The 14736-nt window shown below is 67.5% G+C and carries 17 protein-coding genes; 6 read left to right on the top strand and 11 right to left on the bottom strand.

The genetic code is table 11. The features are described from left to right. Positions 1 to 13: 13 nt before the first annotated feature. From ASE83_RS18185 to ASE83_RS10535, 7 genes are all read right to left on the bottom strand, one after another. A protein-coding gene (locus ASE83_RS18185) for an IS5 family transposase (RefSeq protein WP_156353025.1) occupies positions 14 to 774 on the bottom strand; the annotation gives its coding sequence in 2 pieces (ribosomal slippage) (positions 14 to 435 and positions 435 to 774; 762 coding nt in all). Positions 775 to 1245: 471 nt separating this feature from the next. After that, complete coding sequence (locus tag ASE83_RS10510; protein WP_082443314.1) at positions 1246 to 1992, bottom strand: TonB family protein; 747 nt, start codon at positions 1990 to 1992, stop codon at positions 1246 to 1248. A 48-nt stretch (positions 1993 to 2040) separates the two neighbouring features. Continuing rightward, a complete protein-coding gene (locus ASE83_RS10515) occupies positions 2041 to 2580 on the bottom strand; it encodes an SMI1/KNR4 family protein (protein WP_055789353.1) in 540 nt (179 codons plus the stop codon). Then, positions 2581 to 3366 carry a 3'(2'),5'-bisphosphate nucleotidase CysQ gene (locus ASE83_RS10520; protein ID WP_055789356.1) on the bottom strand — a complete coding sequence of 262 codons (786 nt, stop codon included), beginning with the start codon at positions 3364 to 3366 and terminating at the stop codon, positions 2581 to 2583. It abuts the gene before it with no gap. Further along, the gene (locus tag ASE83_RS10525; RefSeq protein ID WP_055789359.1) at positions 3359 to 4705 is read right to left on the bottom strand and encodes a TldD/PmbA family protein; all 1347 of its coding nucleotides are present in this window, start codon (positions 4703 to 4705) and stop codon (positions 3359 to 3361) included. The genes ASE83_RS10520 and ASE83_RS10525 overlap by 8 nt, the downstream gene beginning before the upstream one ends. A 38-nt stretch (positions 4706 to 4743) precedes the next feature. Further along, complete coding sequence (ubiA, locus tag ASE83_RS10530; RefSeq protein ID WP_055789363.1) at positions 4744 to 5664, bottom strand: 4-hydroxybenzoate octaprenyltransferase; 921 nt, start codon at positions 5662 to 5664, stop codon at positions 4744 to 4746. 70 nt (positions 5665 to 5734) lie between these two features. Further along, positions 5735 to 5950: a hypothetical protein gene (locus ASE83_RS10535; protein ID WP_055789366.1), complete on the bottom strand. Its 216-nt coding sequence runs from the start codon at positions 5948 to 5950 to the stop codon at positions 5735 to 5737. A 78-nt stretch (positions 5951 to 6028) separates the two neighbouring features. On the opposite strand from ASE83_RS10535, the gene ASE83_RS10540 reads away from it, so the two are divergent. The 4 genes from ASE83_RS10540 (at position 6029) to ASE83_RS10555 (ending at position 8991) form a co-directional block, all read left to right on the top strand. After that, the gene (locus tag ASE83_RS10540; protein WP_235513218.1) at positions 6029 to 6331 is read left to right on the top strand and encodes a hypothetical protein; all 303 of its coding nucleotides are present in this window, start codon (positions 6029 to 6031) and stop codon (positions 6329 to 6331) included. Next, complete coding sequence (locus tag ASE83_RS10545) at positions 6331 to 6645, top strand: DMT family transporter (RefSeq protein WP_055789369.1); 315 nt, start codon at positions 6331 to 6333, stop codon at positions 6643 to 6645. Before ASE83_RS10540 ends, ASE83_RS10545 begins: the two co-directional genes overlap by 1 nt. A 161-nt stretch (positions 6646 to 6806) precedes the next feature. Beyond that, positions 6807 to 7550 carry a 16S rRNA (uracil(1498)-N(3))-methyltransferase gene (locus ASE83_RS10550; RefSeq protein ID WP_055789371.1) on the top strand — a complete coding sequence of 248 codons (744 nt, stop codon included), beginning with the start codon at positions 6807 to 6809 and terminating at the stop codon, positions 7548 to 7550. Between the two features lie 67 nt (positions 7551 to 7617). Continuing rightward, the gene (locus ASE83_RS10555; protein WP_055790199.1) at positions 7618 to 8991 is read left to right on the top strand and encodes a glutamate--cysteine ligase; all 1374 of its coding nucleotides are present in this window, start codon (positions 7618 to 7620) and stop codon (positions 8989 to 8991) included. A 48-nt stretch (positions 8992 to 9039) separates the two neighbouring features. On the opposite strand, the gene ASE83_RS10560 is transcribed toward ASE83_RS10555, so the two are convergent. Then, on the bottom strand, positions 9040 to 9390 hold the full coding sequence (locus ASE83_RS10560) for a hypothetical protein (RefSeq protein ID WP_055789373.1): 351 nt from the start codon (positions 9388 to 9390) through the stop codon (positions 9040 to 9042). Next, complete coding sequence (locus ASE83_RS10565) at positions 9390 to 10688, bottom strand: methyltransferase family protein (RefSeq protein WP_156353031.1); 1299 nt, start codon at positions 10686 to 10688, stop codon at positions 9390 to 9392. Before ASE83_RS10565 ends, ASE83_RS10560 begins: the two co-directional genes overlap by 1 nt. Before the next feature lie 72 nt (positions 10689 to 10760). Here ASE83_RS10565 and ASE83_RS10570 point away from each other — a divergent pair, with 72 nt between their 5' ends. Both ASE83_RS10570 and ppa read left to right on the top strand, forming a co-directional pair. Next, positions 10761 to 12683, top strand: coding sequence for a M61 family metallopeptidase (locus ASE83_RS10570; protein ID WP_443024313.1), 1923 nt, complete (start codon positions 10761 to 10763; stop codon positions 12681 to 12683). A 141-nt stretch (positions 12684 to 12824) separates the two neighbouring features. Continuing rightward, positions 12825 to 13400, top strand: coding sequence for an inorganic diphosphatase (ppa, locus tag ASE83_RS10575; protein WP_055789377.1), 576 nt, complete (start codon positions 12825 to 12827; stop codon positions 13398 to 13400). Between the two features lie 5 nt (positions 13401 to 13405). On the opposite strand, the gene ASE83_RS10580 is transcribed toward ppa, so the two are convergent. Together ASE83_RS10580 and ASE83_RS10585 are read right to left on the bottom strand one after the other, a co-directional pair. Continuing rightward, positions 13406 to 13783 carry a TfoX/Sxy family protein gene (locus tag ASE83_RS10580; protein ID WP_055789382.1) on the bottom strand — a complete coding sequence of 126 codons (378 nt, stop codon included), beginning with the start codon at positions 13781 to 13783 and terminating at the stop codon, positions 13406 to 13408. Then, positions 13780 to 14673 (bottom strand): DMT family transporter, encoded by an 894-nt coding sequence (locus ASE83_RS10585; RefSeq protein WP_055789384.1) that lies wholly within the window; start codon positions 14671 to 14673, stop codon positions 13780 to 13782. Before ASE83_RS10585 ends, ASE83_RS10580 begins: the two co-directional genes overlap by 4 nt. Positions 14674 to 14736 lie beyond the last annotated feature (63 nt).

The raw sequence follows: 14736 nt of genomic DNA on the forward strand, positions 1-14736 counted from the left end.
CTAGGCTCAGGACTCATTGATTGAGCCAGAAGATGAAGGTGGCGGCGAATGCGATGGCGGACAGGAAGGTGTGTGCGCATCGATCGTATCGGGTGTGAATACGCCGCCAGTCCTTGAGGCGGCCAAACATGTTTTCGATGCGGTGGCGCTGGCGATGGAGTGACGGGTCGTGCGAGATGGCGACCTTGCGGTTGATTTTCGAGGGGATGCAGGGGGTGATGCCCCGGTCGGCGAGTGCCTTGCGGAACCAGGCGGCGTCATATCCTCTGTCGGCCAGCATCGCCTTGGCGGGCGGCAGCGTATCGACGAGCATCGCCGCGCCCTTGTAGTCGCTGGTCTGTCCTTTGGTCAGAACCAGACGGATTGGGCGGCCGCTACCGTCGCATACGGCATGAAGCTTGGTGGTCAGGCCGCCACGACTGCGGCCGATACATCGGGATAGAGCCCCTTTTTGAGCAGGCTGGCGGCGGTACGATGCGCCTTGATATGCGTCGCATCGATCATCAACTGGTCCGACGTATCGCTACCTGCCGCCAGTTCGGCGAAGATCCGGTTGAACACGCCCAGCCTGCTCCAGCGGATGAAGCGATTGTAGATCGTCTTGTGCGGCCCGTAAGCCGCAGGCGCATCGCGCCATCGCAGACCGTTGCGGATCACGAACAGGATGCCGCTCAGCACCCGCCGGTCATCCACCCGCGGCACGCCATGCGATAACGGAAAACACGGCTCGATCCGGCGCATCTGCGCCTTGGACAGCAACAGCAGGTCATTCATCCCGGCACCTCCGCCGACAGTGAATCAATCCGCCGCCAATCACGCAACCATTTAATAGGTCCTGATCCTAGCTGCGATTCCGGCAGGGGAACGCCCCGGCATTGATCGACATTCAGCGCTGAATGTCGATNCGGCTCGATCCGGCGCATCTGCGCCTTGGACAGCAACAGCAGGTCATTCATCCCGGCACCTCCGCCGACAGTGAATCAATCCGCCGCCAATCACGCAACCATTTAATAGGTCCTGATCCTAGCTGCGATTCCGGCAGGGGAACGCCCCGGCATTGATCGACATTCAGCCGGTCGGCGGGTGATCGCTGAGCGACGTACAATCGCTTCGTCACCCCGGACTTGTTCCGGGGGCCACCCAACCGCAAGCGCCGCCGATCGAGCCTCAATGCGCATCGATCGCTGCACCATGGACCCCGGAACAGGTCCGGGGCGACGATAAACCGGTAAATGTCGATCGGTCCTAGTCCCGATACCGACCCCGCTCCACGTCCCAGTCGTACCGCGACACGACGACCGAGGGCACCGCCCGCCCCCGCCCGTCCCGTGACGGACGGAAGCGGAAGGCGCGTTCGATCTGGACGCAGGTCGCGATGTCGATCGCGCGATTGCCGCTCGACCGCCGGATGCGACAGTCGGTCGCGCGGCCGTCCGGCTCGACGACATAATCGACCTCGACCGTTCCCTCGAAGCCGTTCTCCTCCAGCTCGGGCGGCAATCGCGCACCCTGCAACGATCCGCCGATCTGCCGGGGCGGCGTGTCGCCCCCGCCGCTCCCATCGCCGTCCCCCTCGCCGCCGCTGCCCAGACCATCGCCGATCCCGCCCGCGCCGGTGCCCGGCCCGACCCTGTCGGTCGCGCCCGACGACGCATCGTTGCCCGGCCCCGCGACTGGCGCGGTGACGACCGGCGGCGGGACAGGCAGCGGCACGACTGGCGGCGTCGCGACGATCTCAGTTGCCTTCGACCGGATATTGGGCGGCGCGGCGCGGCCCTCGGGCCGGCCTTGGCGCACGACCTGCGGCACCGGCGGCGGGGGCGGCGCATCGGGCGGCGGCGGCAATATGTCGAACGTCGCCAGCGCGCTCTGCGCCGTCCGCGCGACATCCACCCCCAACCCGACGATCAACACCCAGCCGAGGAGCACATGCAGCGCGATCGTCACGGCCATCGCGCCGATGCGGCTTCTATCCGGCAGGGTCGTCGTCATCGTCATCGTGCTGGCACAACGCCGATGAATGGCGGGTGATCCGGCGGGTCAGCCGATCGACTGCCAATCGGTCGTGTAGCGTTCAACGAAATCGGTGAAGCTCACCGCCACAGTCCCGATCGTATCGCTGACACGAACTACATGGCCGTAGGTCGCACCGGGTTCACAGCTGATCGCCCAGGCCCAGCACCACATCAGATGGTCCGCGAACAACAGGTAACGCGCGCCTTCACCGGGCAATTCGGGGTCCGAACCACACCCGTCTTCGTCCAGCAGGTTACGGATCCGCTCCAAAGGCCACCAGGTACCCAGTTCGTGATCCATCGTCTCTTCGGCTACAGGGCAGCCGTGCAACAGATAAGCTTGGAAGTCGGCTGGCAGGGTCGCATCGTATCGTTCTGCGAGCGCCGCAACCGCGACGGAGGAGTTGATGCCGATCGTTACATCGCTGCCGGTCGCTTGCCACCAGAGGTTTAAACGCTGCCAAGCTCGATCGGGGCCATCGCCAATCTCGGACAGTGCCGACAAATCCGGCTTGGGGATCGGTGGAATCCCCCGGTGGACCATGCCCAGCAGCCGCCGAAACATCTACCGCTTCCCCAGCGCCGCGATCGCCCGGTCGCGCAGCCGCTCCACCGCCGCGCCGTGGATGCCGGGAGCCGCCGCCATCACGCCGAAGAACTGCGGGCGCGGCTGGTTGAAGCGCAGCTTGCGCCCGATCGCGTCGGTCACCGTCGCCCCCGCCTCGCGCGCGATCAGGATACTGGCCGCGACGTCCCATTCATTGCCCCAGCGCAGCGTCGCAAGGAAATCGGCCTCGCCCGCCGCCACCATCGCCATGCGCAGCGCGATCGAATTCGGCTTGGCGACCATCAGCAGGTCGCGATCCGCCTTGGGCAGCGCGTCCACCGGCGTCCGGCTCCCGGCGAAATCGACGCGCGGGCTGACCGCCAGCCGCGCGCCGTTCATCCGCGCGCCCTGCCCCGCCGCCGCCGTCCAGCGCTGCCGCCGCACCGGCGCGTCGAGCACCCCCAGCACCGGCTGCCCATCTTCGATCAGCGCGACCGACACCGCCCAGCCGTCACGCCCGCGAATATAGTCGCGCGTGCCGTCGATCGGGTCGACGATCCACACCTGCCGCCGCGCCAGCCGGATCGCATCGTCGGCGGTCTCCTCCGACAACCACCCCGCCTCGGGCAGCAACGCGCTCAGCCGATCGCGCAGCAGCCGGTCGACCGAAAGGTCGATCTCGCACACCGGATTGCCCGGCGCCTTCTCCCATGTCTGGAAATCCCCGCGCCAGCTCGCCAGCGCCAGCGCCGCCGCCTCGCCGGCGATGGCGGTTACCTGTTCGAGCAGCGCGGCGTCAGCCACCCGCCACCGTCATGCCATCGACCCGGATGGTCGGCACATTGACCCCCTGCCGATGCTCCAGATCGCCCGCCGCGCGCATCGACAACAGCATCGGGCGCAGGTTGCCGGCGATGGTGATGCCCGACACCGGCCGCGTGATCTCGCCCTGCTCGATCAGGAAGCCCGACGCCCCCCGGCTGTAATCGCCGGTGACGCCGTTCACGCCCTGCCCGATCAGTTCGGTGAGCAGCACGCCGCGTTCGATGTCGCCGATCAGCGACGCGATACTGCCGCTGCCGCCGGCCAGATGGACGTTGCCGGTAGTCACGCCGGGCGAACCGCTAAGGCCCCGCGAGGCATGGCCGGTCGGCTCCAGCCCCAGCTGCCGCGCCGACGCGCTGTCGAGCAGCCACGTTTGCAGCACGCCGCGCTCGACCAGCGCCATCGGCGACACCGGCAGCCCCTCGCCATCGAACGGCCGCGCGCGCAGCCCATGCGGGCGGTGCGGATCGTCGATGATCGACAGCCCTTCAGGCAGGATGGCATGGCCCAGATAGTCGCGGAGGAAGCTGGTGCCACGCGCGATCGACGGTCCGGAAATCGCCCCCAGCACATGGCCGATCAGGCTGCCGCCGACCCGGGGATCGAACACGACCGGCAGGGCGCCGCCATCGATCTTGACCGGGTTCAGCCGCGCGACCGCGCGTTCGCCCGCGCGCCGTCCGACGATCTCCGGCGCCTCCAGCATCGTGCGGTGGCGCGCGGAATGATGGGCATGGTCACGCTGCATCGCCGCGCCCTCACCCGCCAGCACGCTGGCCGAAATGCCGTGGCTGGTGACCGCATAGCCCTGCGCGAAGCCGTGGCTGGTGGCCAGCGCGACGATGGCGCGGCTGTAGCCGGCCGATCCGCCCTCCGAATTGCTGACCCCCGCGACCGACCGCGCGGCATCCTCGACCGCCATCGCCGCCTCACGCAGCGTCTGCGGCGGCACCTCGCCCCCATCGTCCAGGTCGAGCAGCGGCGGCGCGCCATGCAGCAGCCGTTCGGCCGGCGCCAACCCCGCCCAGCGATCCTCCGGCGCGGCGCTCGCCATCGCCACCACCCGCTCGGCCAGCGCGGCGAGGCCCGCTTCGGACAGGTCGGACGTCGAGACGCTGGCCGATCGCTGCCCGACGAACACGCGCAGGCCCAGCTCCGCGCCTTCCGACCGGCCGACATCCTCCAGCTGTCCCAGCCGCACCGACACCGACAGCGCGGTATCGGCGACGAGGATCGCATCGGCGGCATCGGCGCCACAGGCACGGGCGCGGGCGATGGCGGATTGGGCGCGGTCGGTGGCGGTCTGCGGATCGATCATGGGGGCCAGATGGGAAGCCTCGGGAGCCACGGCAACGCTCATGCCGCCTGCCCCACGGTCAACAGGCCAAGGAACAGCAGCAGCCCGGCATCGCGGTTCGACCGGAACCGCCGCAGCGTGTTCGCGCCGTCCCCGGGCCGGAGCGTCGCGACCTGCCACAGCAGATGCAGCGCGGCGGGCAGCAGCGCGAGGAGCGCCAGCGGCGTCGGGAACACCCGCCACACCGCGCCGGCCCAGCAGGCGATGGCGACGACGTACAGCAGCATCACCCCCGGCCGCACCCGCGCGCCCATCGCCCGCGCCGACGACCGCACCCCGACCATCGCGTCATCCTCGATGTCCTGGCACGCATAGATGGTGTCGTACCCGATCACCCACGCGATCGCGCCGGCGTACAGGAACGCGAGCGGCGTCCAGTCCGCCACCGCCATCTGCGCCCATGCGACCGGCGCGGCCCAGGAGAACACCATGCCCAGCCACGCCTGCGGCCACCAGGTGATCCGCTTCATGAACGGATAGGCGGCGACCAGCACGAGGCTGGCCAGCGCGACCAGCGCGGCGGTGAAGTTCAGTTGCAACAGGACGACGAAGCCGATCAGGCTGAGGAACACCAGCCAGCCCCAAGCCGCCCTGACCGACACCGCCCCGCTCGCCAGCGGGCGATTGGCGGTGCGCGCCACCTGCCGGTCGAGATCGCGGTCGACGATGTCGTTATAGACGCAGCCCGCCCCGCGCATCGCGATGCTGCCCGCCAAGAACCACAGCAGCATGTCCCACCGCTCGACCGCCCGGCCCGACAGCGCCATCGCCCAGGCACCGGGCCAATAGAGCAGCCACCACCCGATCGGGCGATCGAACCGCGCCAGCAACGCGAACGGACGCGCGGCGGCGGGCAGGATCGCGATGAGCCCGCGATGCTCGGTATCGGCGACTTGGGTGGCGGGTGCAGGGGACGACATGCTGCCCCTGCTGCCACGGTCCGGCCGGCTTGCACAGGGCGTTCGTCAGCCCCGTGCAAGCCGCACGCGATCAATGCTTCGCTGCGGCCGCCTGCGCCTTGGCCTGCTTGGCGTAATGATGGTGCATCGCGATACAGCCGGCGACCGCACCCATCTTGCCATGGCCCTTGCCGACCATATGCCCGGCGACGCCACCCGCGACCGCACCACGAATGCAGCCCTTCGCAAGCGCGGGCTGTGCCGCGACCATCGCGAGGGGAACGGCGAACAGAGCAACGAACCGCATGGCCAGTCTCCATTTTGAATTATCGAGGATGGATATACGGCGGACGCCCCGCGCCGGTTGCGTTAAACTTTCGTCATCTTGCGCGAAGCCCGCTATGGCGAGGCCATGGACCTCGACCAGCTGATCGCCCATTATTTCGGCACGACCGATCCCGACGCCGCCGACGCCGCCACCCTCGACGCCGCGCGCGAACGGATGGGCGTGGACTTCGGCGTGGAGCGCGATCCCTCGCGCCGCTTCGCGCTGTGGACGCTGATGGATGCGTTCGGCTTCGCACCGCCACCCGCCGAAGCGTTCGAGAAGACGCCCGAACTGCGCGCGGCGGCGGAACGCTATCTCGACGCCGCCTACCGGGTCGAACGCGACGGGACGCCCGACTGATGCCGTGGGTGCTGCTGACGATCGCCGGGCTGCTGGAGATCGTCTGGGCCTATTATATGAAGCTGTCGGACGGCTTCTCCAAACCTTGGCCGACGCTCGCGACCTTCGTCGCGATGTTCGCCAGCTTCGGCCTGTTGTCGCTGGCGATGAAGCAGTTGCCGCTCGGCACCAGCTACATGGTGTGGACCGGCATCGGCGCGCTGGGGGCGTTCGTCGTCGGCATCGCGCTGTTGGGCGAGGCGGTCACTCCGCTACGGCTGGTCGCGGCGGCGATGCTGCTCGGCGGGCTGGTGCTGATGAAGCTGGCGTCGTGATCGTCGCCGTCGTCATTCCGGCGAAGGCCGGAATCCATGGACACGGACGGGTTCGATAGAGGTGCAACGTCCCCGTTTCCATGGATCCCGGCCTTCGCCGGGATGACGGTGGTGTAAGCGTGCCCTGCCCAACACTGCCCGGCCTGCTATAGCCCCCCCCCATGCCCGCTACCCCCGCCTGGCCGCCCGATTCGTCGCCCCGCCTGTTCGTCGAGCAACCGCTCGCCGACGGCGCGCGCATCCGCCTCGACGGGGCGCAGGCACATTATCTGCTGTCGGTGATGCGGGTGAAGGACGGCGATGGCGTCCGCCTGTTCGATGACCTCACCGGCGAATGGCTGGCCCACGCGACCGAGGTGCGCAAGCGCGACCTGATACTCGCCGTCACCAGCCCGCTTCGCCCGCGCGAGACGGTGCCCGACCTGTGGCTGTGCATCGCCCCGACCAAGAAGGGCCGGATCGACTGGGTGATCGAAAAGGCGTGCGAGCTGGGCGTCGACCGGATCGTGCCCGTGCTTACCCGGCGGACGGTGGTCGACCGGCTCAACCTCGACCGCCTGCGCGCCCATGCGGTCGAGGCCGCCGAGCAATGCGGCCGCACCGCCCTGCCCGCGCTGGTCGAACCGGTGAAGCTGCCCGCCCTGCTGCGCGACTGGCCGGCGGACCGGGCGCTGTTCTTCGCCGACGAAACCGGCGGCGTGCCCGCCTTCGACGCGATGCGCGCGCGGCCGGGGCCGGCGGCGATCCTGATCGGGCCGGAGGGCGGCTTCGATCCGGAGGAACGCCACCAGGTCCGCGCGCACCCACAGGCGGTCGGCATGGCGCTCGGCCCGCGCATCCTGCGCGCCGAGACGGCGGCGGCGGCGGCAACGGCGCTATGGATGGCGGCGGCGGGCGACTGGTAGCCGCGCTTTGCCGGCATCAATCACAGCCCCCTAGCGCGGCCCGTCGCCTGCGCGTATGGGCGCGATCATGAGCACGAAGACCGTTTCGGACAGCAACGCAGCGGCCATCGAGGACCGCTCGCAACTGATCGCCTATTTCGCCGGGGGCGAAAAGCCCGTCGAGCGGTGGCGCATCGGCACCGAGCATGAGAAGTTCGTCTATCGCACCGCCGACCATGCCGCGCCGTCCTATGACGAACCGGGCGGCATCCGCGACCTGCTGTCCGGCCTCGAACGCTTCGGCTGGCGCCCGGTCGAGGAAGGCGGCAAGGTCATCGCGCTGACCGGCAAGGACGGATCGGTCAGCCTCGAACCCGCCGGGCAGTTCGAACTGTCGGGCGCCCCGCTCGACAACCTGCACCAGACCTGCGCCGAAACCGGCCGCCATCTGGATCAGGTGAAGGCGGTCGGCGACGAACTGGGCCTCGGCTTCCTCGGCCTCGGCATGTGGCCCGACAAGCGCCGCGACGAACTGCCGATCATGCCCAAGGGGCGCTATGGCATCATGCTGAACCATATGCCGCGCGTCGGCAGCATGGGTCTCGACATGATGCTGCGCACCTGCACCATCCAGGTGAACCTCGATTATTCGAGCGAAGCCGACATGGTGCAGAAGTTCCGCGTCGGCCTGGCGCTGCAGCCGCTGGCGACCGCGCTGTTCGCCAATTCACCCTTTACCGAAGGGCTGCCCAACGGCCAGCTTTCCTATCGCTCGCACATCTGGTCCGACACCGATCCGGCGCGCACCGGCATGTTGCCGTTCGTGTTCGAGGACGGGTTCGGCTACGAACGCTATGCCGACTATGCGCTCGATGTACCGATGTACTTCGTCTATCGCGACGGCCGCTATATCGACGCCGCCGGCCTGTCGTTCCGCGATTTCCTGAAGGGCGAGCTGTCGGTCCTGCCGGGCGAGAAGCCGACGATGGAGGATTGGGCCGACCATCTCTCGACCGCCTTCCCCGAAGTGCGGCTGAAGACCTTCCTCGAAATGCGCGGCGCCGATGGCGGACCGTGGGGCCGCATCTGCGCGCTGCCGGCCTTGTGGGTCGGGCTGCTGTACGATCAGGGCGCATTGGATGCGGCATGGGATCTGGTGAAGGGCTGGTCGATCGAGGACCGCCAGCGGCTGCGCGACACGGTGCCCGCCCTCGGCCTCGACGCGCCGCTGCCCGGTGGCGGCACCTTGCGCGATGTCGCGGGCGAAGTACTCGATATCGCCGGCCGGGGCCTCAGCGCCCGCCGTCGCCTCAGTCTGTCGGGTGAGGATGAGAGCGGCTTCCTCGAACCGCTGCGCGAGGTCGTGCGGTCGGGCAAGGTCCCGGCGCAGATACTGCTCGACAAGTTCGCCGGCGAATGGGGCGGCGACCTGTCGAACGTGTACGGCGAGTATAGTTTCTGACGCCCCGCCCCGAAACCCATCCGGGTTTCGGGGAACGCGTCGCGACCGTCAGTTTGCCCGAACGACCAGTGACACCGCAAATTTCTCCGACGGGCCGTCGAACGAATAATGCGCCATGCCGGTCGTGGTGAGGAGCGACACCCGCGCAACCGGCTCCACCCCTGCGTCGCCTGACGGGACGAACGAACTTTCAACCCGAACCTTGTCGGCCAGGACGGGATCAACCCGCACCATCAACTGATAGGAATCGGTCGCGATCATCGCGGGCGTCCCCGGCGTTACCGACATCCGTGGTGTGGCGATGACCTTGCCGTCCCGCGAAACCGTCGCCTGCACCGTATAGCTCGCCGGGGCAGGCACCATCGCCGCCAGTACGATTGTCGGAACCATCGAAAACATCACCCGCCCTCCCGCTTCGTCGCGATCATAGCGGCAAAGAAGCGCGTCACCACCCCCCGCCGCGCCATCCACTCACTATACGCCCGGTACGCCGGGTCCTGCCCGAGATGCCATTCCTCGGTCCGGGCGCGCCAGTAATAGACCCCGCTGACGCACGCCAGAATGGCGGTACTGCGCGCCGCCGACGTCCAGCTATCGGCCGTCGTCAGCAGCGGAATGGTCGAAATCCACCAGAACAGGTTCTTGGACAGATAGGCCGGATGCCGGCTGAACGCATACGGCCCATGGGTCAGGATCCCGCGATGCGTCAGGTTCGAAAACCGCAACCCGAACGCCATCGTCGCCCACGCATAGATCGCGGTCAGCCCGACCAGCACCACGCCGACGATCCACAACAGCACCGGATAATCGGCCAGCCAATAGGTCCAGTCCGCCGTGCCGGGATGATAATCCAGCGGCCCACCATTGGCCATCAGGATGAACGGCGGATAGCAGATCAGCGCCGCCGACCACCCGGCCGCATAGGGCGTGGCGCTGCGGATATGGCTGTCGAGCGGCCGCATCGCGAGGATGTAGCCGGCGGTCGCGAACGCCACGTCGATCACGAACATGAAGGTGATGAGCCAGTTCGCCAGCGGCACCGGCCCGGTCAGCACCGCCGAGCGCTGCGTCCGGATGAACTCCCCGAACCCCGGCGGCACGATGGCGAGCATGAAGGCGAGGAAGAACGCCTTCACCGCCCATCCGCGCAGGTGGTTCCGGATCGCGTCCTTGTCGATCGGCTCATCGAGGTGCATCGCCCACGCGCCCAGCGCCCAGCACCCGTCCTTCGGCTCGACCAGCCGCCGGTCGATCCACAGCATGTACGGGATCGACAGCACGAACAGCGGCACCGAAGCCCAACCGAATACCCACATCGAAAAGGCGAACCCGCCCTCCCAATAGAACCGCCCGATCGCATAGATCGCCGCAATGCCGGCCCAGGTGATCCACAGCCCGGCGAGCTTCGTCAGGCTGATCTCGACCGTCTCGCGCCATGGCCGGACATTGTCCCAGTCGATGCCGGTCGACGGGTTGCGATGCACCTTGTCGACCAGCAGCGACCACAGCACCATCGGCAGCGCGCAGGCGGCAACGTTGACCAGCGCCGCATACGGGCCGTCCATCCCATAATGCCACGCGACCGCGACCCAGGCGAGCAACCCGGCCAGCCCGGCAAGTCCCACGCCCGACGATACCGCAGATGGCGGACGCCGGTCGGGTTCGGCTTGCAAGGACAGGGAGTTGGGCTGATACATGGGCAATCCGCTACACCCGCGATGGTAAGCATCCGGTGAAGCATATCCTTTTTAAGATGGAAGTCCCTGCCCTTGCGTATCGTTCTTGCCGCATTGTTGCTGACCACCACCGCCCTTCCCGCCGCCGCGCAGCAGATCAACCCGCCGGGCAACACCCTGCCCCAACCGACCCCGATCGTGGACACGGTTCCGGTGGCACGCGACGTGGACTATCCCGGCACGATCAAGCTTGACGTCGATGCGACCGATACCGTGCAGGGCATCTTCCGTGTGAAGGAAACCATTCCGGTCGCGCGCGCCGGCCATATGGTGCTGCTGATGCCGAAATGGCTGCCGGGCAAGCATGGCCCCCGCGGTGAGATCGAAAAGCTGGCCGGGCTGGTCGTGCGGGCAAACGGCCGCGAGTTGCCCTGGACCCGCGACGTGCTCGACATGTTCGCCTTCCACATCGACGTGCCCGCCGGCGCGAAGAATCTGGACGTCCAGTTCCAGTTCCTGACCGCGACGCAGGGCGATCAGGGCCGCATCGTCATCACCCCGGAAATGCTGAACCTGCAGTTCGAATCGGTCAGCCTGTATCCCGCCGGCTATTACACCCGCCGCATTCCGGTCGAGGCGACGGTGCGCTATCCCGCCGGCTGGACCGCCGCATCGGGCCTGCCATCCAAGGTGCAGAACGGCGTCTATCGCTACGATCGCACCAGCTATGAGACGCTGGTCGACTCGCCCGTCTTCGCCGGCAAATATTTCAAGCGCTTCCCGCTGACCGATCGCGTCGGGCTGAACGTCGTCGCCGACAAGCCGTCCGAACTGGCCGCCACGCCCGAACAGATCGCGGCACACACCCGGCTGGTCGAACAAGCGGTGAAGCTGTTCGGCGCGCAGCATTACGACAAGTATGAATTCCTACTGTCGATCACCGACAAGATGGGCGGCATCGGTCTCGAACATCACCGCAGTTCCGAGAACGGCGTCGATCCGGGCTATTTCACCGACTGGAATGCAGGCCCAGGCGAACGCAACCTGCTGCCGCACGAATTCACCCATAGCTGGGACGGCAAATATCGTCGCGGCGCGGATCTGTTCACGCCCGATTTCCGCACGCCGATGCGCAACTCGATGCTGTGGGTCTATGAAGGGCAGACGCAGTTCTGGGGCTATGTGCTGCAGGCGCGCTCGGGCCTGGTGTCGAAGCAGGATACGCTCGACGCCTATGCCGACATCGCCGCCGCATTGGACGCGCGCGAGGGTCGCCAGTGGCGTCCGCTGATCGACACCACCAACGATCCGGTCATCACCGCACGCCGTCCCAAGGGCTGGGTCAGCTGGCAACGGTCGGAGGATTATTACAACGAAGGCCTGCTGGTGTGGATGGAGGTCGACTCGATGCTGCGCAAGCAGTCGGGCGGCACCAAGTCGATGGACGACTTCGCCCGCGCCTTCTTCGGCGTGCGCGACGGCGACTGGGGCGTGCTGCCCTACACGCTGGCCGATGTGGTCAAGACGCTGAACGGCATCCAGCCCTATGACTGGGCCGGTTTCCTCGACAAGCGGCTGAATGCGCGCACCGACCGCGCGCCGATCGACGGTTTTGCCGCCAATGGCTACCGCATCGTCTATACCGACACCCCGACCCCCTATCTGAAGGGTCGTGAAAAGACTGGCGGCGGCGTGTCGGTCCCCTATTCGCTGGGCCTGACCGCGAACAAGGACGGCAAGGTCGGCACGGTGATCTGGGGCAGCCCGGCGTTCAAGGCCGGGTTCGAAACCGGCACCACCATCGTCGCGGTCAACGGCACTGCCTATACCCCCGACCGCCTGCGCGATGCGGTCGGTGCGGCGAAGGGGACCAAGGACCCCATCCGCCTGACCGTCCGCATGGACGACAGCGTGCGCGAGATCGCCATCCCCTATAATCAGGGCCACCGCTATCCGCGGCTGGAAAAGGTCGGCGACGGCGAAAACGGCCTCGACCGGCTGCTGACCGCGAAGTAAACGGGCCGCCCCATCCGGTCCCGCATCGGGACCGGATGGTCGCGTCCGCAACGATTCCAAGGAAAAGCGGCTTCAACCCGCGTGAATACCGGGTAAAGGGCCACACTGCGCGCATCTGCGCGAGACGAGGGAGTAATAACAATGCGCATCGACATGGTGCCGGTCGGCGACGATCCGCCCAACAGCCTGAACGTCATCATCGAAGTTCCGACCGGTGGCGAACCGGTAAAGTATGAATTCGACAAGGCGTCGGGCGCGCTGTTCGTGGACCGCATTCTGCACACGCCGATGCGCTATCCGGCGAATTACGGCTTTGTGCCGCACACGCTGTCGCCCGATGGCGATCCGCTCGACGCGCTGGTCGTGTCGCGTTCGCCCTTCATCCCCGGCTGCGTCGTCCGCGCGCGGCCGATCGCGGTGCTGAACCTGGAAGACGAAGCCGGCGGCGACGAAAAGCTGGTGTGCGTGCCGGTCGATTCGACCTTCCCCTATTACAGCAACGTCGGCGAACGCGCCGATCTGCCGGAGATCGTGTTCGAACAGATCGAACATTTCTTCACCCACTATAAGGACCTCGAAAAGAAGAAGTGGGTCCGGATTGGGACGTGGGGCGGCGCCGACGAAGCCAAGCGCATCACCACCGAGGCGATCGAACGCTATAACGACGCGAAGGCGAAGGGCGAGGAACCGCACGACTACGACGTGCCGGGCCGCTGATCCTGTCAGGCGGGCGGGGATTTCCCCGCCCGTTTCTTTTTGGCGGCCTTCGCCGGTGCGCGCCGTCCGGCCTCGACCGCCAGCATCGCCCATTCGCGCAGCGCGTCGGCATCGTCCAGCACCTCGTCGGGCGCACGGCGATAGTTCATCGTCGCGGTCGTCCCGTCCTTGCGATCATAGGTGAAGCGCCGGCATCCGGCGGCATCCCATCTCGCATCGGCCACCGCATCCGATTTGAACCACAGCGCATCGTCCAGCACGATCGCGAAGACGGTCCCGTCGAGGTACAGCGTCGCCCCGCCCATCATCCGGCGAAAGCGGACCTGCCCGACCGGCGCCATCGCCTCCTCGACCCAGTCGATCAATCCGGTATCGACGCTCATGCACCCGCCTCGCTCTGCACCGCCGGCACCCGCCGCCGCACCGCGACGATGCACCCCGCGACGATCAGCAGTGCGCCCACCACCGTATAGGGCGACACCGTTTCGCCGAACACGATCCATCCGGTGATCGCCGCCCACACGAACGCGCTATATTCGACCGGGGCCAGCACCTGCGCCTCGGCACGCGCATAGGCCCAGGCGAGCGCCATGACCGACGCGACGTTGAGCAACACCGCACCCAGCAGTGCGCCATATTGCGACGGTGCCGGCATCGCCCCCAGCCACGGTGCCGCGGGCAGCAGCATCACGCCGATGACGAGGCTGGAGAATAGCGCGACCTCCAGCGGATCGGCGACCTGCGCCTGTCGCCGGAGGAAGATCAGGCTGGCGGCATACAGGACCGACGCCGCGACGCAGGCGAGGCTGCCGAGGACGGCCTGCGTGGACGCGTCCGCCTGCACCTCGCCGGCGGCGATCACCAGCACGCCGAGCGAGGCGACCAGCGACCCCAGGATCGCCGCCCGGCGGATCGTCTCACCCAGGAACAACGCCGCCAGATACAGCGCGATCAGCGGCGCGAGGAAGGTCAGCGCCACCCCCTGCGCCATCGGCACCCGCGCCAGCCCCCAGAAGAACAGCACGACCGAAGATCCCGCCGCGACGCCGCGCCCGATATGCAGCTTGAGCACGCCCCAGGCCGGCCAGCGCCGCCCGCGCGCCACGAACCAGACGCCGCACAACGCCGCGCCCACCACCGACCGCCACAACACCGCGTTATATGCGCCGCTGTCGATCGACAGTTGCTTCATAAGCGCGTCCATGACCGTGTAGACCATGATCCCCGCCCCGGCGACGAGGAAGGCACGCAGCGAGGACGGGGCGGCGGACATGGACGGACCTTTTCGAACGGCGGGCGGACACGCTGTCGCGTGGGTGCCGATTCGATGCAAGGG

The organism is Sphingomonas sp. Leaf32 (assembly GCF_001421765.1).
Classification (GTDB): Bacteria; Pseudomonadota; Alphaproteobacteria; order Sphingomonadales; family Sphingomonadaceae; genus Sphingomonas.

What these genes read in the sequence shown, in the direction of transcription:
- ASE83_RS10525 (WP_055789359.1), bottom strand. Translation starts at nt 4,705, where the DNA reads ATGATCGATCCGCAGACCGCCACCGACCGCGCCCAATCCGCCATCGCC.
- ASE83_RS10545 (WP_055789369.1), top strand. Translation starts at nt 6,331, where the DNA reads ATGCCGTGGGTGCTGCTGACGATCGCCGGGCTGCTGGAGATCGTCTGG.
- ppa (WP_055789377.1), top strand. Translation starts at nt 12,825, where the DNA reads ATGCGCATCGACATGGTGCCGGTCGGCGACGATCCGCCCAACAGCCTG.
- ASE83_RS10585 (WP_055789384.1), bottom strand. Translation starts at nt 14,673, where the DNA reads ATGTCCGCCGCCCCGTCCTCGCTGCGTGCCTTCCTCGTCGCCGGGGCG.
- ASE83_RS10535 (WP_055789366.1), bottom strand. Translation starts at nt 5,950, where the DNA reads ATGCGGTTCGTTGCTCTGTTCGCCGTTCCCCTCGCGATGGTCGCGGCA.
- ubiA (WP_055789363.1), bottom strand. Translation starts at nt 5,664, where the DNA reads ATGTCGTCCCCTGCACCCGCCACCCAAGTCGCCGATACCGAGCATCGC.
- ASE83_RS10565 (WP_156353031.1), bottom strand. Translation starts at nt 10,688, where the DNA reads ATGTATCAGCCCAACTCCCTGTCCTTGCAAGCCGAACCCGACCGGCGT.
- ASE83_RS10555 (WP_055790199.1), top strand. Translation starts at nt 7,618, where the DNA reads ATGAGCACGAAGACCGTTTCGGACAGCAACGCAGCGGCCATCGAGGAC.
- ASE83_RS10510 (WP_082443314.1), bottom strand. Translation starts at nt 1,992, where the DNA reads ATGACGACGACCCTGCCGGATAGAAGCCGCATCGGCGCGATGGCCGTG.
- ASE83_RS10515 (WP_055789353.1), bottom strand. Translation starts at nt 2,580, where the DNA reads ATGTTTCGGCGGCTGCTGGGCATGGTCCACCGGGGGATTCCACCGATC.
- ASE83_RS10560 (WP_055789373.1), bottom strand. Translation starts at nt 9,390, where the DNA reads ATGTTTTCGATGGTTCCGACAATCGTACTGGCGGCGATGGTGCCTGCC.
- ASE83_RS10580 (WP_055789382.1), bottom strand. Translation starts at nt 13,783, where the DNA reads ATGAGCGTCGATACCGGATTGATCGACTGGGTCGAGGAGGCGATGGCG.
- ASE83_RS10550 (WP_055789371.1), top strand. Translation starts at nt 6,807, where the DNA reads ATGCCCGCTACCCCCGCCTGGCCGCCCGATTCGTCGCCCCGCCTGTTC.